This is a genomic window from Micromonospora sp. NPDC047467, assembly GCF_040643095.1.
Classification (GTDB): domain Bacteria; phylum Actinomycetota; class Actinomycetes; order Mycobacteriales; family Micromonosporaceae; genus Micromonospora.
In genome coordinates, this window is sequence record NZ_JBEYTO010000001.1 from 850,528 (window position 1) to 866,454 (window position 15,927).

Sequence of the window (15,927 nt, forward strand, 5' to 3'; positions counted from 1 at the left end):
CATATCCGAGTCGGTGCCCGGTCGGCGTCCACCCGTCGCACCCGGCATCGCCCGCCTCAGCTCCACGGACCGCACCGACCGTCCATTCGCCACTTCAACTGCATCGCAGGGAGAATTGATGTCACTATTCCGGGGCCGCCGCATCCTGGCGGGTGCCATGACCCTGGTCGCCGCGGCAGCGATGACCGCGTGCGGCAGCAAGACCAGCGACGAGGGCGGCGCGGCCGGCGTCAGCGCCGACATCTCCGGCGACACCGTCAAGGTGGGCCTGCTCAACTCGCTCTCCGGGACCATGGCGATCAGCGAGGTCACCGTCCGCGACTCCATCATGCTCGCGGTCGAGGAGATCAACGCGGCCGGTGGCGTCCTCGGCAGGAAGATCCAGCCGGTCGGTGAGGACGGCGCCTCGGACTGGCCCACCTTCGCCGAGAAGGCCGAGAAACTCGTCTCCGTGGATCGCGTCGCGGCCGTCTTCGGCTGCTGGACGTCGGCCAGCCGCAAGGCGGTCAAGCCGGTGTTCGAGAAGAACAAGGCGTTGTTGTTCTATCCGGTGCAGTACGAGGGGCTGGAACAGTCGCCCTACATCTTCTACACCGGAGCGACGACAAACCAGCAGATCGTTCCCGGGCTCGACTACCTCAAGGCGCAAGGGGTCAAGTCGGTCTATCTGGTCGGCAGCGACTACGTCTTTCCCCGGACGGCCAACAAAATCATCAAGGCGTACGCGGCGGCGAACGGGATGAGCGTGCTGGGCGAGGATTACGCCCCGCTGGGCTCGACCGAGTTCGGCACGATCGTCAACAAGGTCAAGTCGTCCGGTGCCGCCGCTGTGTTCAACACCCTCAACGGTGACAGCAATGTGGCCTTCTTCAAGGAGTACAAGTCGGCCGGCCTGACCGCCGCCGCGATGCCGGTGGTGTCGGTGTCGATCGCCGAGGAGGAGGTCAAGGGCATCGGCACGCAGTACCTGCAGGGCCAACTGACGGCCTGGAACTACTACCAGACCACGCCCGGCGCGGCGAACGCGAAGTTCGTGGCCGCGTACAAGGCGAAGTACGGCGCGGACAAGCCGACAAGCGACCCGATGGAGGCCGCGTACGTCGGGGTGTACCTGTGGAAGGCGATGGTCGAGAAGGCCGGCGCGTTCGACGTGGAGAAGGTCCGTGCCGCCTCCGACGGGATCACCTTCGACGCGCCCGAGGGCCTGGTGACCGTCGACGGAGAGACCCAGCACATCTCCAAGACCGCCCGGATCGGCAAGATCGGCGCCGACGGTCTGATCACCGAGGTGTGGAACTCCGGCAAGCCGGTCGAGCCGGACCCGTACCTCAAGAGCTACCCGTGGGCGAGCGGCCTGAGCTGACGACGCCGGCCCGGGCGGGGCGTGTTGCCGCGCGGCCCGCCCGGGCCACCCGACCAGCAGTTCGGAGTACGCACCGTGACAGTCCTCTTCGGTCAACTCTTCACCGGCATCAGCATCGGCGCGGTGCTGCTGCTCATCGCGCTCGGGTTGGCACTGACCTTCGGGCAGATGGGCGTGATCAACATGGCGCACGGCGAGTTCATCATGGCCGGCGCCTACACCACCTACGTGTTGCAGCAGAGCATCACCGGCGCCGGCTGGTCGCTGCTTGTCGCGTTGCCGGTGGCATTCGTGGTGGCCGGCACGATGGGTGTGCTGCTGGAGGTCCTGCTGATCCGCCGGCTCTACGCCCGGCCGCTGGACACTTTGCTGGTCACCTGGGGCGTGTCGCTGATGCTGCAGCAACTGGCCCGCGACGTCTTTGGCAGCCCGAACGTGCAGACCCGCGCGCCGGAGCTGCTCACCGGCAACGTGGCGCTGCCCGGCGGGCTGACCGTCGCCAACAACCGGCTGTTCATCCTGGCCCTGGCGCTGGCCGCCGTCGCGGCGCTCACCCTGGCGCTGCGGCTCACCCCGCTCGGGCGTCGGATCCGCGCCGTCGTGCAGAACCGCGACCTCGCGGCAGTTTCCGGCATCCCCACCGCCCGCGTCGACCGGACGACCTTCTTCATCGGCTCCGGCCTGGCCGGGCTCGCCGGGGTCGCGCTCACCCTGCTCGGCCCGATCGGCCCGACCATGGGCACCAACCTGATCATCGACGCCTTCCTGGTCGTCGTGGTCGGCGGGATCGGCCAGCTCAAGGGCAGCGTGATCGTCGCCTTCGCCCTCGGCGTGCTCCAGGCCACGGGGGAGTACCTGACCACCCTCAGTGTCGCCAAGGTGATCGTGTTCGTGGCGATCGTCGCGTTCCTCCAGTGGCGACCACAGGGCCTGTTCACCCTGCGGACCAGGAGCCTCGCATGACCGCCGTGACACCCGCGCCGCCGGACACCGCCACCCGCCCGGCCCCCGTGAGCGCCGTACCGCCGGGCCGGCGAGGCGGCCGGTCAAGGCTGCGGACGGCGGCGGGCTTCGCGTTCGGCGCGGCGCTGCTGTTCGCCGTGGCGCCGCTGGTGCTGTCGGACTTCCGGCTGTCCCTGCTCGCCAAGTACCTCTGCGTCGCCATGGTCGCGGTCGGCATCGGGATCGCCTGGGGCCGGGGCGGGATGCTGACGCTCGGCCAGGGCGTCTTCTTCGGCCTCGGTGGCTACGCGATGGCCATGCACCTCAAGCTCGCCGACGCGGGTCCCGGCGGGATGCCCGACTTCATGCAGCTGTACGGGCAGCTCGACGAACTGCCGGTGTGGTGGCGGCCGTTCGCCAGCCCGTGGTTCGCGCTGCCCGCCACGGTGCTGCTGCCGATGGCTGTCGCGTTCGGGCTCGGCTCGCTGGTGTTCCGTCGCCGGGTGCGGGGCGCGTACTTCGCCATCCTCAGCCAGGCCCTCGCCGCCGCGATGGTGATCCTGCTGATCGGCCAGCAGGGCACCACGGGCGGCACCAACGGGCTCACCGACATCCAGGGCTTCTTCGGCTACGACCTGGACGACCCGGTCAACCAGCGGATGGTCTACTTCATCATCGCCGGTGTCCTGCTGGCGCTGCTCGCGCTGACGCGCCAGCTCATCCACAGCCGCTACGGCGAACTGCTGGTGGCGGTCCGCGACGGCGAGGAACGGGTCCGCTTCCTCGGCTACGACCCGGCGTCGGTCAAACTCGTCGCGTACGTCGTCGCGGCCGGCATGGCGGGGCTGGCCGGTGCGCTGTTCGTGCCGGCGGTGGGCATCATCTCGCCGGCGCTGATCGGCATCGTCCCGTCGATCGAGTTCGTCATCGGGGTCGCGGTGGGTGGCCGGGCCACCCTGCTCGGCCCGGTGCTCGGCGCGGTCGCGGTGGCGTGGGCGCGTACCGCCCTCTCCGAGCGTTTTCCCGGCACCTGGACGTACCTTCAGGGGCTGCTCTTCGTGGTGGTGGTCGCGTTCCTTCCCGGCGGCCTGGCGTCGCTGTGGGCGCTGGCCCGCCGCCGCGACGACGGCGCGCGACCGCGTCGGCGCGGGTGGTCGCCGCAGGGCCGACGGCGCGCGGAGCGGACGGAGGTGCCGGTGGCATGAGCGAACGCACCGAGCGCAGCGAGGGCCGTGAGCGCGTGCCCGGCCAGCACGGCATGAGCGAGCGCACCGAGCGCAGCGAGGGCCGTGAGCGCGTGCCCGGCCAGCACGGCATGATCGGCGACCGGCTGGACGGGTTGTCCGTCCGTGACCTACGGGTGAGCTTCGACGGGTTCACGGCCGTCGACGGCGTCTCGCTGGAGGTGCCTGCCGGTGACATCCGGTTTCTGATCGGGCCCAACGGCGCCGGCAAGACCACGCTGGTCGACGCGGTCACCGGCCTGGTCCGGGCGACCGGCTCGGTCCGGTTCGGCGACCAGGAGCTGCTCGGTCGCCCGGTGCACCGGATCAGCCGGCTGGGCATCGGACGGACCTTCCAGACCTCGACGGTCTTCGAGGAGCTGTCGGTGGTGCAGAATCTCGACATCGCGGCGGGCGCCCGGCGCAGCTGGGCGACCCTGGCCCGTCGCCGCCGTGGCATCCCCGACGAGGTTGCCGCCGCGCTGGACACGATCGGACTGACCGGGCGGGCCGAGCAGCTCGCCGGGACGCTCGCGCACGGCCAGAAGCAGTGGCTGGAGATCGGCATGCTGCTGGTGCAGGACGCGCGGCTGCTGCTGCTCGACGAGCCCGTCGCCGGGATGAGCCACGAGGAACGCGACGCGACCGGCACGCTGCTGGAGACGGTGAGCCGGGACCGCACGGTCGTCGTGATCGAGCACGACATGGACTTCCTGCGCCGGTTCGCCCGCAGCGTCACAGTGCTGCACGCCGGCCGGGTGCTCAGCGAGGGCACGGTGGCGCAGGTCCAGGCGGACCCGCGCGTGCAGGAGGTCTACCTTGGTCACCCGGTCGACGCCGGGTCGGCCCCCAGCGGTCTGGAGGCATGATGCTGACCCTGCGTGGGGTGCACGCCGGATACGGGCGCAGTCGGGTGCTGCACGGGGTCGACCTCGCCGTCCCGCCCGACGGGGTGGCCGCGGTGCTCGGGCACAACGGCGCCGGCAAGAGCACCCTGCTCCGGGTCGCGGCCGGCCTGCTGCGCCCGAGCGCCGGCACCGTCGAGCTGGACGGCGAGGACGTCACCCGGCTCGGCCCGCACGAGCGGGTGGCGCGCGGGATGGCGTACGTCCCGCAGGGTCAGCAGTGTTTCCCGCACCTGACGGCGGCAGAGAACCTGCGCCTGGTCGCCGACGGCAGGCGCGACGGGGCGGTGGCGACGGCGGAGGTGCTGGACCTGTTCCCGGCGCTGCGCCCGCTGCTGCGCCGACGGGCCGGGCTGCTCTCCGGTGGTCAGCGCCAGCAGTTGGCCATCGCCCGCGCGCTGATCACCCGGCCGCGGCTGCTGATGCTCGACGAGCCGACCGAGGGCATCCAGCCGTCGGTCGTCGCGGAGATCCAGGAGCGGATCGTCGAGCTGACCCGGCAACCCGGCTTCAGCGTGCTCCTCGTCGAGCAGCACCTGGGTTTCGCGCTGCGGGTGGCGAGCCGCTACCACGTGCTGGAATCCGGTCGGGTCACCTCGCGCGGCGACGGCGGTGTCACGGCGGAAGGGGAGGTCCGGGCGGCCCTGGCGGTCTGAGCCGAGGCCGGCGTGGCCGTCGCGCGGCGCATCGCCGTCACCCGTCAGCCCACATCCCGGCGGCGACGGGTGCCCGGTTCGTAGAATTCCTCCCATGTCGCGGATCGTCGAGTTGCTGGCCTCGCCGGTGCATCGCTTCCTGGGCCGGCCTGCCGACGGCCCGGCGCCGGCCCCGCCCGGTGAGCTGGTCGACGTCGTCCAGATCCGGGCGGGCCTCGGCATCGTCGGCGACCGCTACTTCGGCAAGCCGGCGCACCGCGACGCCAGCGTGACGGTGATCGCCCAGGAGTCGTTGCCCGCCGGCATCGGCCTGGCGCAGGTGCGGCGCAACGTCCTCACCACGGGGATCGCGGTGGACGAGCTGATCGGGAAGGTGCTCGTCCTCGACTCCGGCGACGGCCCGGTCAGCCTGCGGGTGAACCGCGCGGCCCGCCCGTGCGCGTGGATGGACGTCACGGTCGGCCCCGGGGCGTGGAAGGCGCTGCGCACCACCGGTGGCGTCCGCTGTACGCCCCTCAACGACGGTTTGCTGCGCGTCGGCCCGATCGACGTCACCGTCGAACGGGCGCCCGCGTCCTAGCGTCCACGCCCCAGGGTCAGACGGGGCTGATGTGTGCGGCCAGCACGCGCCATCCGTGCGGGTCGTCGTGGACCCACGTCCGGGTGTAGCGCAGGCGCGCCGTGACCGGCTCACCGTTGAACCTCCCGGTGACCCGGCCGACGAAGAACGTCACCCCGGTCGACCCGGCGACGAGCAGATCCAGCTCCTCCTCCACGAGGTCCTCGATGACCGAGGTGCGGTCCCGGTGCGCGGCCAGGTCCTCCCGCTTGGTGAACTGGCGGCCGTCGGGGCCGACCGCGATCAGCTGGTCGACGAGCAGTTGGTCGAGGGCGGCGACGTCGCCGGCCCGCTGCGCGGCCTGCAGGGTGCGCTCGGCGTCGAGCAGCTCCGCCTCGCGTTCGCTGTCCGGCATGGTGCCATCCCTCCTGGTCTGCGTCCTCCGGGCTGACCGCATTGTGGCAGCCGGCCCGGCTCGTACGGGTGCGGCGCGGCGCGGGCCGTGCTCACATGCCCAGACGGATCCGCACCACGGTCCCGTCGGGGTCGCTGAGCACGGCCACCTCGTCGCAGACCTGCTCGACGATGGCGAGCCCTCGACCTCGTACCGCGTCGGCGGTGGGCATCCCGCGACCGAGCGCCCGCACCGGCCCCTGGTCGACCACGTCGCAGAACAGTTGGCCCCCCTCGGCCCAGAGCCGGACCTGACCCCCACCGGTGGTGTGCTGCAACGTGTTGGTGGCCAACTCGCTGACCGCCAGCGTCAGCAACTCCACCCGCTGCGGCGACAGGCCCCGGGCCAGGGCCTCGGCGCCGACGAAGGTGCGCAGCGCCCGCAGGTCGGTCGCCACCTCGTACGTCATGGTGTCGACGATCGGGGGTGTCGACTGCCCGGCCACGGTGCGGGTCTCCCGCCGGTCGGCCGGCATCAGCCCGCCAACCGCGGGTCGTCGGCGGGCGGGCGCAGCAGGTTGCCGATGCCGGTGATGTCCAGCACGGCGGCGACCGGCCCGGCGGCGTTCACCGCGTAGAGATGCCGGCCCTCCGCCCGCGCCGCCTGATAGGCGGTCACCAGGCCGTGCAGGCCGGTGGAGTCGAGGAACCGTAACCCACCCACGTCGACGACCACCACCGGCGCGGCGCGGACCGCCGCGGACAGCACGGTGGTCAGCTCACCCTGGGCCGCCAGGTCGCACTCACCTGTCAGCTCGACCACGATCCGCCCGGGTGCCGCGGACGTGCGGGCCTCGAAGTGCGCCATGAGACAGCAGCACCTTCCTCGTCGTGACAGCTGTTGTCGGCACATCATGTCACCCGTCTGCCGGTGGGGCGCTTCGTCCGTTCGGCGACGTTCCGCAAACGGGCCGTTCGCGCCGGTCAGCCGGTCGCTACGGGCGGATGTCGAGGGCGCCGATCAGGTCGCCGCGGAGCGTGAACCGGTACCGCAGTTCGATCGGGCTGCCCGCGAAGTCGCCCGAAACCCGGGTGAGGACCAGGTACGAGTCGCCGGCCTGGGGAGTGACCCGCACCGGCTCGGCGGTGTACGAGTAGGCCGCCACGGTTCGTTCCCGCCAGGAGCGGATCGAGGCGCGGCCGTCGTAGAGCCGGTCCTCGTCGGCCACGCTCGCGGTGTCCGCGAAGCAGGCGACGAACGCGTCCACGTCGCCGTCGCCGATGGCCTGGAAGTACCGGTCGATCACGTCGGGCAGGTCGACCGCCATCTACTCCTCCTGCGGCGCGGGCCGCTTTGGGCGGCCGCCGTGGTCCCGGTCCGACCTCACCGTACGAGACGGGGCTGGCGGGGCGGGGAGCAACCGACAGAACCGTGCCGGTCGCACCGGGGTTTGCCGCAGGTGCGCCCGGGTAGCCACGCGTCTCCGGAACGGGAAGGGCGGGGGCATGGCCGAGCTGACGTTCGTCGACAAGGTTGCGGCACGGGCGGGTGTCCCGCCGGCGCAGGCACGCCCGCTGACCGAGGCCGTTCTGCGTACGCTCACCGAGCGGCTCAGCGGCGGCGAGGCTGCCGCGCTGGCTCCCCACCTGGCCGCCGAGCTGAGCCCGCTGCTGGTCAAGGCCGCCGAACCGCCGGAGGCGTTCGGGTTCGACGAGTTCCTGCGGCGGGTGGCCGAGCGCGCCGGCACCGACCGGCCGGGAGCCGAGCGGGGAGTGCGGGCGGTGCTCCAGACGATGCACCGGGTGGTCGGGCACCGGGAGTTCGAGGACGCACTGTCCCAGCTCCCGGCGGACCTGCGGGCTCTGGCCCAGCCGCTGCCGCACGGGCCCTGACCGGGCCGGCCGGTCTCGCCGGCCCCGGACGGTGTGTCAGCCCTGGGGGCGGCCGCGGCGAGCCGGTCGGCGGCTCGTTCCCGCTCGCGGGCGGGCAGCGGTGCCGGATCGGCGCGGTGCCGGCTTGCGGCTCGTTCGTCCACCCGGGCGGGCGGCGCCACCGGACCGGGCCGGTGCCGGCTTGCGGCGGGCCGCCACCACGATGATCGCGCCGACGACCACCACGACCGCGGCGGGCAACAGCCATGGCGGAACCCCTCCGTCCGGCTCGGACGCCGCAGGCTGGGCCACCGGGGTGCCGGTCGCACCGGGCGCGGGGGACGCCGATGCGGTGCCCTCGATCAGGGCGAGCAGGGCGGGGGCCGGCTCGTCCGTGGGGGCCGTCCAACCGGCCGGAGCCGCCGTGCCCGGACCCTGGTAGTCGAACGTGACGTTGCCCCGCACCGCCTCGCCGTCGGAGGCGACGGAGAGGTACGTGGCGGTGTACCTCCCCTTCGCCGGCCAGTGCGCGACGGCCACCATGGCCGGGAACCCGGTGTGGTAGAGCCGCGGCTCGAAGACGCCGTTGACCATGAAGTACTCCTGGACCGGCTTGTCCAGTCGCTTCGGCTCGCCGAACGACCAGCCGTTGTCCACCCGCTTCCCGTCCGGCCCGGTGACGGTGAAGTGCGCGTTGGCGGCGGGCTTCTCGGTGAAGTACAAGCCGACCTGGGCCAGCGGCTGCCGGACCACGGTGCCGGTCAGTGGGGTGGAGGTCGCCAACTGCCCGTGGGCGGACGCCGGAGCGGCGGGCAACAGCAGCGACACCGCCAGCACCGCGACCAGCGCCGCGGCGGCACGGCTCAGGACGTGACGGGCAGTGGCCAACCTCGATCGCATTCGTTCATCATGGTCATTTCCCAGGTGCCGAACAAGACGTAGAGTTCACCTCCCCGACGATCATCTCGACACCCGTCCCCTCGCGTCGTTCGGAGTCCGCCCGTGTACGTCCGTGCCCCCGGTTCCCGCCTCTCCGCCGCCCTCGCCACCGGTCTCGTCACCGCGCTGCTCGCCACCGGGTGCGGGCAGGGCGACGACCCGTCCGTGGCCACCCCCTCGGCGGCACCGACGTCCGCCGTACCGAGCACCACCCCGACCGCGGCGGACAGCCCCACCGCCAGCACGCCCACGGTCGACCGGGAGATCACCGTGACCATCGCGAAGCGACGGGTCAACCCGCCGACCGGCCGGGTCACCGTGGGCAAGGGCGAGCTGGTCCGGATCACGGTCACCTCGGACACGGCCGACGAACTGCACGTGCACGGGTACGACCTGGGTGCCCGGCTGCCGGCCGGCGTACCCGGCTCCGTGCAGTTCCGCGCCGACAAGACCGGACTGTTCGAGGTGGAGACGCACGAGACCGAGCTGGTGCTGTTCCAGCTCGTCGTGCGCTGAGCGGATGAGCGGCGCTCCGGTGCTGTTGGCGCACGGCGTCGGCGGCCGGCAGGACCTGCCGATCACGCTGGCGCAGCTCGTCGTCGCCGCGGCCCTGACCCTCGTCGTCACGTTCGTCGCGCTGGGCGTGCTCTGGCGCGAGCCGCGCCTGGACCGGGACGCGACCGGCGGCCGACCGGTGCCGGACTGGTTGGCCCGACTCGTCGACGCCCCCGCGTTCCTGGGGGTGTTGCGCGGGCTGGGGCTGCTCGCCGCCGGCTGGTTCTGCGTGGGCCTGCTCAGAGGGCCGGACACGGCCGACAATCCGACGGCCGGCGCCCTCTACGTGCTGCTCTGGGTCGGTCTGGTGCCCGTCTCGCTGCTGTTCGGCCCGGTCTGGCGTGCGGTCAATCCACTGCGTACGGTGCACCTTCTCGTCGCGCTCGCGGCGCGGCGGGATCCGGCGCGCGGCGTCCGCGACCTGCCGCCCGGTCTGGGCCTCTGGCCCGCCGCCGTCACCCTGTTCTCGTTCGTCTGGCTGGAGCTGGTCGCGCCGGACCGGGCCACCCTGCCGGTGATCGGCGCGTGGCTCGCCGGGTACGCCGTGGTCATGCTCGCCGGTGCGGTGCTGTTCGGCGCGACCTGGTTCGACCGGGCCGACCCGTTCGAGGTCTACAGCGCGCTGGTCGGCCGGCTCGCCCCGATCGGCCGGGCCGCCGACGGGGTGCTGGTGTGGCGCAATCCGCTCGACGGCATCGCCGGGTTACGACCCCGCCCCGGGCTGGTCGCCGTGGTGATCGTGCTGCTCGGCTCGACCATGTTCGACAGTCTCTCCAACGCGCCGGCCTGGCTGCGCTTCGTCCAGGAGAACGGTCTGCCCCCGGCGGTCACCGGCAGCGCCGGGCTGGTCCTGGTCATCGGTGTGGTCGCCGTGGCGTACCTCGTCGCGGTGGCCGCCGCGGCCCGCATCGGCCGGGCCGGTCCGGGCGGCGGCGCGGCCTCGGCCGATGGTGCGGCCTCGGCTCGGCGAGCGGCTGGGGAGATCGCCCACTCGATCGTGCCGATCGCGGTGGGGTACGTGGTGGCGCACTACTACTCGCTGCTGATCCTGGAGGGTCAGCGCACCGTCGCCCTGCTCTCCGACCCCCTGGACACGGGCGCGGACTGGCTCGGCACCGCCGGTTGGCAGCCGCACACCGCGCTGGTCACCCCGTCCGGGGTGGCCAGTCTCCAGATCACCGTCATCATCCTCGGGCACCTGCTCGGCACGCTGCTCGCCCACGACCGCGCCCTGTATCTGTTCCCCCGGGCGCGAGCGGTGGCCGGTCAGCTCCCACTGCTCGCGCTGATGGTCGCCTACACCGTCGCCGGCCTGCTGCTGCTCTACGCCGGCTAGGACCGCCAGCCTCGACGCGGCCGGCGGCCCGGCTCCGCGCGTCATCGCCTCGCGCGCGGACCGGGCCGACCGTCGTCGAGGTCAGTGCCGTCCGGCGCCGTTCTCGCTGACCGGCTGCCCGAAGGCCAGAAACGGCACCGGCGTCGGGTCGGCGTCGGGCCGGGACAGGAACCGGTCGGCGTCGTCGCCGGGCTCCTCGGACGCGACCGTGCGGTCGGACGTGTCGTCCGCGACGGTCGGCGCGTCCGACCGTTCGCCACCGGGTTGGTCGGCACGCGACTGGTCGTCGCCGATCTGGTCGGCACGCGGCTGGTCGTCACCGAACTGGCCGGTACGCGACGCGTCGCCGGCGAACTGGCCGTCGGGCCGGTCGCCGTCGGTCTGGGCGACGTCGGCGGGCCGGTCCGGGCCCAGGCGTTCGACACCGGCCTGAGGTGCGCTCTGCCGGTCGACGATGGAGGGCCCGGGGTGGGGGCGGGCGCCCACCATCGGGTACTCCGCGGTCTCCGTACCACCGGCGGCGGCGGCCATCACGGCGGCGGCGGCCAGGTCGGCCACCCGCTTCGCCTCCCGCTGCACCCGGGCACGGACGTCCTTGGCGTGCCGCTCGGCGGAATCTCCGGCCCGGCGGGCCTCGTCCAGCCTGGTCGCCTCGGCGGTGAGGTCCCGGCGGACCTCGACGAGCCGCTGCTGCATGCGGGACAGCTCGTTCTCCAGGGTCTCGCCCTCGATGCGGATCTCAGCGAGCTGCCGCTCGGCGGTCTCCAACTCGGCGTGCAGCTGGGTCGACTCCTGCCGGCGCTCCTCGATCTCCTGTTGCAGCGCGGCAAGCTGCTCCTGGTGGCTGGCAGCCTGCTCGTCGGCCCGGTTACGCAGCTCGGTCACGTGCTGCTGCGCCTCGGCCAGCAGCGACGCGATCTGCTGCTCGGTCGACCGGCGCTGCTCGGCCAGCTCCTCCTGGGAGGCGGCCTTCAGCTCGGCGATCTCCTGCTCGGCGGCGGTGCGCCGCTCGGCGACCTCACGCTCCACCCCGGCCTGCCACTGGGCCATCTCCTGCTGGCTCTTGGCCCGGGCCGTCTGGACCTCCTGCTGGATCTGCGTGCGCGCCGACTTCATCAGGGCGTCGGCGGCGACCCGGGTCTGGTTGAGCTGCTGCGCGCTCTGTTCAGTGATGCGCTTCGCCTCGTGCTGCGCGCGTTCGTACGCGGCCTCACCGTCAGAGCGCAGTTGCTCCGCGCGCTCCCGGATCGTGGTCAGCTCGGCCTCGGCCACGCTGCGCCGCTCCTCGTACGCCTGCTCCTGCTCGGCGCGTCGCGCGGCCACCTCCTCGGACAGGTCCTGGCGTGCCTGCGCGGCCCGCTCGCGGGTGTCGGTGAGGATCCGCTCCGCCTCGGTGCGTAGCTCGTTCGCCCGGTCGGTGGCTGATTCGGTGATGAGAGCGGCCTGCTTCTCGGCGAGGGTCAGGATCTCCGCGACCATCGGGCCCAGATCCTGGAACGAGGCGCGGTCCACCTGCACCGGCTGCTCGTGCAGCTCGGCCAGTTCGGCGCGCAGTCGCTGCACCTCGGCGGTCAGCTCGCGGACCCGCACGGCGGACCGTCCATGCTCACCGCTGAGCATCGCGATCTGACCATCGAGCTGCTCCAGGTGCCGGTCCACCTGGCGTTTGTCGTAGCCGCGCAGGGCGAGCTCGAAGCTCGGCCGCGAGGCCGCGTCGTCGCGTGCTGCGAGCGGCTCAGCGCCGATGGTCATGCACCATCCTCCGTACGATCGGGGGCGCCGGGGCGGGCGGTGCACCCCCCGCGGGCCGCGAGTGTCGCGCAACGCTACCGCCGCACCCGCCCCCGTGCGAAGGCCCGCCCCGATCCCGATTTCCGAACCGTCCCCGCCCTGGTCGATCATGGCGTCGTGGTGCCCGGAAGGCCCTGATCCGCCGCTCTTGTCGTGTAGCACGACGCCATGATCGATGTCACGGGTTGGTGGACGGGTCAGTGGCGGCGGGCCACCAGGACCGCGTCGTGGAAGGTGACGTCCGGCTCCGGTCCGGGGCGGGGTCGGGCCTCGCTGGCGAGGACGTCCCACTGGGTCGGGTCCAACGACGCGGCAACCTCCTCGGCGGTGTACATCATGTCCGGCATGTGCATGCGGTGCCCCGACGTCCACAGGTCCGACGGGTGGTGCCCGACGATCAGCAGGACGCCACCGGGGGCCACCGCGGCGGCCAGTCGGGCGAACAACTCCCGCCGGGGCTCCGGGGGCAGGTGCATGAACTGCGCCGACACCAGGTCGTACGCCTGCTCGGCCGGCGGCTTCTCGCGCAGGTCGACGTGCGTGAACTCGATCCGGTCACCGACCCCGGCGGCCTTGGCGTGCTCGGCCGCCCGGGTCAGGGCGGTGGTCGAGATGTCCACCGCCGTCACCTGCCAACCCCGCTCGGCCAGCCACACCGCGTCGGCGCCCTCCCCGCTGCCCACATCCAGCGCCCGACCGGGGGTCAGGTCGGCGGCCTCGGTGACCAGTTGGGGGTTCGGCCGACCACTCCACACCACCGGCTTGGACTGGTAACGCTCCTCCCACGCCGGCTCCTCGAAGGCGGTGGCGACCGTCTGCCGGTACGCGGCCACCGCGTCGCGGGTGTCCTCGGCGATCAGGTCCGCATTGATCGCCGCACCGGCCATCAGGCCGTTCGCGGCGGACGTGATCACCTGGCCGCGGATGTCGGCCACGTTGCCGGCCACCCACACGCCCGGCACCGTCGTGGCTCCGACCGCGTCGGTCGGGATCTGGGTGCCGATCACGTGCCCGGCGATCGTCACCTCCTCCGGGGCCAGGCCCAGCCCGACCAGCAGGTCGGCGCGGGCGACGGTCCGGGGCGCCACCACGACCGCGTCCAGCGCCACCACCCGGCCGTCGGCGAGGCGTACGCCGGTCAGCGCGTCCCCGGTCACCTCCAGCGCGGCGATCGGCCCCGGCACCACGGCGATGCCCCGTGCGGCGAGCCGCTCGGCCGTCTCCTCGTCCGGAGTCGGGGCGTCGTGCAGCAGGAGCAGCACACTCGGGCTCCACTGTCGCCACATCTCGGCCTGGTATACGGCCATCGGCCCGGTCGCCAGCACGCCGATCCGCCGGTCCCGGACCTCCCAGCCGTGGCAGTACGGGCAGTGCAGCACGTCACGGCCCCACCGCTGGGTCACCCCGGGCACGTTGGGTAGCTCGTCCTTCAGCCCGGTGGCCACCAGCAGCCGGCGGGCCCGCACCGTCGCGCCGTCGTCGAGGGTGAGCCGGAACCCGTCGTCGTCCCGGGTGACGGCCTCCACCCGGCCGGCGCGGAACTGCCCGCCGTACCCGGCCACCTCGGCACGCCCGACCGCGATCAGCTCGGCCGGCGGGGTGCCCTCCCTGCCCAGGTAGTTGTGCACGTGGTCGGCCGGCGCGTTGCGCGGCTCGCCCGAGTCGATCACCAGCACCGACCGTCGCGCCCGGCTCAGCGACAGGGCTGCGCTGAGCCCGGCCGCGCCCCCGCCGACCACCACTACGTCGTATGTCTCGCTCACCGGTTTTTCCCCTTAGCTGTCGGCTGGCCTCCACCATCCGCCGCCGTCGCCCCGGCGGCAACTATCCTTGCCGTTATGGCAAACGAGGACAGTGCGGCGCTGGCCGCTGTCGGCCCCCGGCTGCGCGCCCTGCGCCACCAGCGTGGGACGACCCTGACCCAGCTCGCCGAGCTGACCGGCATCTCGGTGAGCACCCTCTCCCGGTTGGAGTCCGGAACCCGCAAGCCCACCCTGGAGCTGCTGCTCCCGCTGGCGAGGGCCCACCAGGTGCCGCTGGACGAGCTGGTGGACACACCGATCACCGGTGACCCCCGGGTACGCCCCAAGCCGATCGTCCGGCACGGCATCACGTTCCTGCCGCTGACCCGCCGACCGGGTGGCGTCCAGGCGTTCAAAGTGATCTTCCCGCCGGAAGGCCCGGCCGGCGAGCGGAACCAGCAGTCGCACGAGGGCTACGAGTGGCTCTACGTGCTCTCCGGCCGGTTGCGCCTGCTGCTCGGTGAAAACGACCTGACGCTGACCGAGGGGGAGGTGGCCGAGTTCGACACCCGGATCCCGCACCGCATTCTCAATCCCGGCCCGGGTGCCGCCGAGGCCCTCATTCTCTTTGGGCCGCAGGGGGAGCGGCTGCACGTCCGCGCCCGCCCCGCCGCCGCCGAGAAGCGGTAGCGCGGGTCGGGGCGCTGGCCCGGCCGGAGTCAGCGGCGCAGGGCGGTCTCCTGCCGCATGTGCGAGAGCTTCTCCGGATTGCGCACGGCGTACAGCTCGGTGATGAGCCCGTCGTCGATGCGCAGCGCTACGACCGCGTCGATCTCGCCGTCGAGTCGCAGAACCAATGCCGGATAGCCGTTGGCCTCGACCGGCTCCGCCGACAGGTCGGCGACCAGGTCCGGCCTCGCGGTCAGCAGGCGGGCCACCTTGACGGCTCCGATGATCGGCCGCGGGATCGCCTGCCGGATCCCACCACCGTCGCCGATCAGCACGACGTCCGGTGCGAGGATGTCGAGCAGCCCTTGCAGGTCACCGGTCTCGACCGCCCGGCGGAACGCCTCGACCGCCTGTCGGGCCTCGGCCCGGGAGACGATCCCGCGCGGCCGACGTGCCGCTACATGTGCCTGCGCCCGGTGGGCGATCTGGCGGACCGCCGCCGGGCTCTTGTCGACGGCTTCGGCGATCTCGTCATAGGCCAGGTCGAACACCTTGCGCAGGAGGAACACGGCCCGCTCGGTGGGGCCGAGCGTCTCCAGCACCAGCAGCATCGCCATCGAGACGCTCTCGGCCAACTCGACGTCCTCGGCGACGTCGGGCGCGGTCAGCAGCGGCGCGGGAAGCCACGAGCCGACGTAGGACTCCCGGCGCCGGCCGAGGGTCCGCAGCCGGTTGAGCGACTGACGCGTGGTGATCCGGACGAGGTAGGCGCGCTGGTCCCGCACCGTGGAAAGGTCGACGTCCGCCCACCGCAGCCACGTCTCCTGGAGGACGTCCTCGGCGTCGGCGGCCGAGCCGAGCATCTCGTACGCCACAGTGAAGAGCAGGTTGCGGTGGTCGACGAACGCCTCGACGGCCGGGTCCGGACACTGCCCATCCGACGTGCTGGTCACGCGCGGCTCCTGTCTCCTCGATCGGGACG

Annotated in this window: 18 protein-coding genes; 10 read left to right on the plus strand and 8 right to left on the minus strand. The window is 72.7% G+C overall.

The genetic code is table 11. The annotated features are described in order from the left end of the window. The first annotated feature begins 118 nt into the window (after positions 1 to 118). The 6 genes from urtA (at position 119) to ABZ780_RS03580 (ending at position 5,669) form a co-directional block, all read left to right on the plus strand. The gene (gene urtA / locus ABZ780_RS03555; protein ID WP_357000188.1) at positions 119 to 1,363 is read left to right on the plus strand and encodes an urea ABC transporter substrate-binding protein; all 1,245 of its coding nucleotides are present in this window, start codon (positions 119 to 121) and stop codon (positions 1,361 to 1,363) included. A gap of 75 nt (positions 1,364 to 1,438) precedes the next feature. Continuing rightward, the gene (gene urtB, locus ABZ780_RS03560; RefSeq protein WP_357483792.1) at positions 1,439 to 2,326 is read left to right on the plus strand and encodes an urea ABC transporter permease subunit UrtB; all 888 of its coding nucleotides are present in this window, start codon (positions 1,439 to 1,441) and stop codon (positions 2,324 to 2,326) included. Further along, the gene (gene urtC, locus ABZ780_RS03565) at positions 2,323 to 3,510 is read left to right on the plus strand and encodes an urea ABC transporter permease subunit UrtC (RefSeq protein WP_357483794.1); all 1,188 of its coding nucleotides are present in this window, start codon (positions 2,323 to 2,325) and stop codon (positions 3,508 to 3,510) included. The genes urtB and urtC overlap by 4 nt, the downstream gene beginning before the upstream one ends. After that, positions 3,507 to 4,397: an urea ABC transporter ATP-binding protein UrtD gene (gene urtD, locus ABZ780_RS03570; protein ID WP_357483796.1), complete on the plus strand. Its 891-nt coding sequence runs from the start codon at positions 3,507 to 3,509 to the stop codon at positions 4,395 to 4,397. The genes urtC and urtD overlap by 4 nt, the downstream gene beginning before the upstream one ends. Next, complete coding sequence (gene urtE / locus ABZ780_RS03575) at positions 4,397 to 5,089, plus strand: urea ABC transporter ATP-binding subunit UrtE (RefSeq protein WP_357483799.1); 693 nt, start codon at positions 4,397 to 4,399, stop codon at positions 5,087 to 5,089. The genes urtD and urtE overlap by 1 nt, the downstream gene beginning before the upstream one ends. 94 nt (positions 5,090 to 5,183) lie before the next feature. Continuing rightward, positions 5,184 to 5,669, plus strand: coding sequence for a molybdenum cofactor biosysynthesis protein (locus tag ABZ780_RS03580; RefSeq protein WP_357483802.1), 486 nt, complete (start codon positions 5,184 to 5,186; stop codon positions 5,667 to 5,669). Positions 5,670 to 5,685: 16 nt separating this feature from the next. On the opposite strand, the gene ABZ780_RS03585 is transcribed toward ABZ780_RS03580, so the two are convergent. The 4 genes from ABZ780_RS03585 to ABZ780_RS03600 all read right to left on the minus strand — a co-directional run bounded on the left by ABZ780_RS03585 (position 5,686) and on the right by ABZ780_RS03600 (position 7,369). Next, a complete protein-coding gene (locus ABZ780_RS03585) occupies positions 5,686 to 6,063 on the minus strand; it encodes a nuclear transport factor 2 family protein (RefSeq protein WP_357483804.1) in 378 nt (125 codons plus the stop codon). 91 nt (positions 6,064 to 6,154) lie between these two features. After that, entirely contained in the window at positions 6,155 to 6,577 is a 423-nt protein-coding gene (locus tag ABZ780_RS03590) for an ATP-binding protein (protein WP_357483806.1), read from the minus strand. Further along, a complete protein-coding gene (locus tag ABZ780_RS03595; protein WP_357000208.1) occupies positions 6,577 to 6,909 on the minus strand; it encodes an STAS domain-containing protein in 333 nt (110 codons plus the stop codon). Before ABZ780_RS03595 ends, ABZ780_RS03590 begins: the two co-directional genes overlap by 1 nt. A gap of 127 nt (positions 6,910 to 7,036) precedes the next feature. After that, positions 7,037 to 7,369 carry a nuclear transport factor 2 family protein gene (locus ABZ780_RS03600; RefSeq protein ID WP_357000210.1) on the minus strand — a complete coding sequence of 111 codons (333 nt, stop codon included), beginning with the start codon at positions 7,367 to 7,369 and terminating at the stop codon, positions 7,037 to 7,039. Between the two features lie 178 nt (positions 7,370 to 7,547). Here ABZ780_RS03600 and ABZ780_RS03605 point away from each other — a divergent pair, with 178 nt between their 5' ends. Next, positions 7,548 to 7,934 carry a DUF2267 domain-containing protein gene (locus ABZ780_RS03605; RefSeq protein WP_357000212.1) on the plus strand — a complete coding sequence of 129 codons (387 nt, stop codon included), beginning with the start codon at positions 7,548 to 7,550 and terminating at the stop codon, positions 7,932 to 7,934. Between the two features lie 36 nt (positions 7,935 to 7,970). Here ABZ780_RS03605 and ABZ780_RS03610 read toward each other — a convergent pair whose 3' ends face one another. Beyond that, complete coding sequence (locus ABZ780_RS03610; RefSeq protein WP_357483809.1) at positions 7,971 to 8,813, minus strand: copper resistance protein CopC; 843 nt, start codon at positions 8,811 to 8,813, stop codon at positions 7,971 to 7,973. 102 nt (positions 8,814 to 8,915) lie between these two features. Between ABZ780_RS03610 and ABZ780_RS03615 the strand changes: the two genes are divergently transcribed. Together ABZ780_RS03615 and ABZ780_RS03620 are read left to right on the plus strand one after the other, a co-directional pair. Further along, positions 8,916 to 9,368 (plus strand): hypothetical protein, encoded by a 453-nt coding sequence (locus tag ABZ780_RS03615; RefSeq protein ID WP_357483812.1) that lies wholly within the window; start codon positions 8,916 to 8,918, stop codon positions 9,366 to 9,368. 4 nt (positions 9,369 to 9,372) lie between these two features. Next, positions 9,373 to 10,743, plus strand: a complete 1,371-nt coding sequence (locus tag ABZ780_RS03620) for a hypothetical protein (RefSeq protein ID WP_357483814.1) — start codon at positions 9,373 to 9,375, stop codon at positions 10,741 to 10,743. 81 nt (positions 10,744 to 10,824) lie between these two features. Here the strand turns inward: ABZ780_RS03620 and ABZ780_RS03625 are convergent, their stop codons facing one another. Together ABZ780_RS03625 and ABZ780_RS03630 are read right to left on the minus strand one after the other, a co-directional pair. Further along, positions 10,825 to 12,495 (minus strand): hypothetical protein, encoded by a 1,671-nt coding sequence (locus ABZ780_RS03625; protein ID WP_357483817.1) that lies wholly within the window; start codon positions 12,493 to 12,495, stop codon positions 10,825 to 10,827. Positions 12,496 to 12,731: 236 nt separating this feature from the next. Then, a complete protein-coding gene (locus ABZ780_RS03630) occupies positions 12,732 to 14,297 on the minus strand; it encodes a bifunctional NAD(P)/FAD-dependent oxidoreductase/class I SAM-dependent methyltransferase (protein ID WP_357483819.1) in 1,566 nt (521 codons plus the stop codon). A gap of 75 nt (positions 14,298 to 14,372) precedes the next feature. Between ABZ780_RS03630 and ABZ780_RS03635 the strand changes: the two genes are divergently transcribed. Then, complete coding sequence (locus ABZ780_RS03635; protein ID WP_357483822.1) at positions 14,373 to 14,966, plus strand: XRE family transcriptional regulator; 594 nt, start codon at positions 14,373 to 14,375, stop codon at positions 14,964 to 14,966. Positions 14,967 to 14,995: 29 nt separating this feature from the next. On the opposite strand, the gene ABZ780_RS03640 is transcribed toward ABZ780_RS03635, so the two are convergent. Beyond that, positions 14,996 to 15,898: an RNA polymerase sigma-70 factor gene (locus ABZ780_RS03640; protein ID WP_357483825.1), complete on the minus strand. Its 903-nt coding sequence runs from the start codon at positions 15,896 to 15,898 to the stop codon at positions 14,996 to 14,998. Positions 15,899 to 15,927 lie beyond the last annotated feature (29 nt).

Excerpts from the sequence above, each read along its gene's own strand:
- ABZ780_RS03605 (WP_357000212.1), top strand. The coding sequence starts at position 7,548 with ATGGCCGAGCTGACGTTCGTCGACAAGGTTGCGGCACGGGCGGGTGTC.
- urtC (WP_357483794.1), top strand. The coding sequence starts at position 2,323 with ATGACCGCCGTGACACCCGCGCCGCCGGACACCGCCACCCGCCCGGCC.
- ABZ780_RS03580 (WP_357483802.1), top strand. The coding sequence starts at position 5,184 with ATGTCGCGGATCGTCGAGTTGCTGGCCTCGCCGGTGCATCGCTTCCTG.
- ABZ780_RS03600 (WP_357000210.1), bottom strand. The coding sequence starts at position 7,369 with ATGGCGGTCGACCTGCCCGACGTGATCGACCGGTACTTCCAGGCCATC.
- ABZ780_RS03625 (WP_357483817.1), bottom strand. The coding sequence starts at position 12,495 with ATGACCATCGGCGCTGAGCCGCTCGCAGCACGCGACGACGCGGCCTCG.
- ABZ780_RS03595 (WP_357000208.1), bottom strand. The coding sequence starts at position 6,909 with ATGGCGCACTTCGAGGCCCGCACGTCCGCGGCACCCGGGCGGATCGTG.
- ABZ780_RS03635 (WP_357483822.1), top strand. The coding sequence starts at position 14,373 with ATGGCAAACGAGGACAGTGCGGCGCTGGCCGCTGTCGGCCCCCGGCTG.
- ABZ780_RS03620 (WP_357483814.1), top strand. The coding sequence starts at position 9,373 with ATGAGCGGCGCTCCGGTGCTGTTGGCGCACGGCGTCGGCGGCCGGCAG.
- ABZ780_RS03610 (WP_357483809.1), bottom strand. The coding sequence starts at position 8,813 with ATGCGATCGAGGTTGGCCACTGCCCGTCACGTCCTGAGCCGTGCCGCC.
- ABZ780_RS03585 (WP_357483804.1), bottom strand. The coding sequence starts at position 6,063 with ATGCCGGACAGCGAACGCGAGGCGGAGCTGCTCGACGCCGAGCGCACC.
- urtE (WP_357483799.1), top strand. The coding sequence starts at position 4,397 with ATGCTGACCCTGCGTGGGGTGCACGCCGGATACGGGCGCAGTCGGGTG.
- ABZ780_RS03590 (WP_357483806.1), bottom strand. The coding sequence starts at position 6,577 with ATGCCGGCCGACCGGCGGGAGACCCGCACCGTGGCCGGGCAGTCGACA.
- urtA (WP_357000188.1), top strand. The coding sequence starts at position 119 with ATGTCACTATTCCGGGGCCGCCGCATCCTGGCGGGTGCCATGACCCTG.
- urtD (WP_357483796.1), top strand. The coding sequence starts at position 3,507 with ATGAGCGAACGCACCGAGCGCAGCGAGGGCCGTGAGCGCGTGCCCGGC.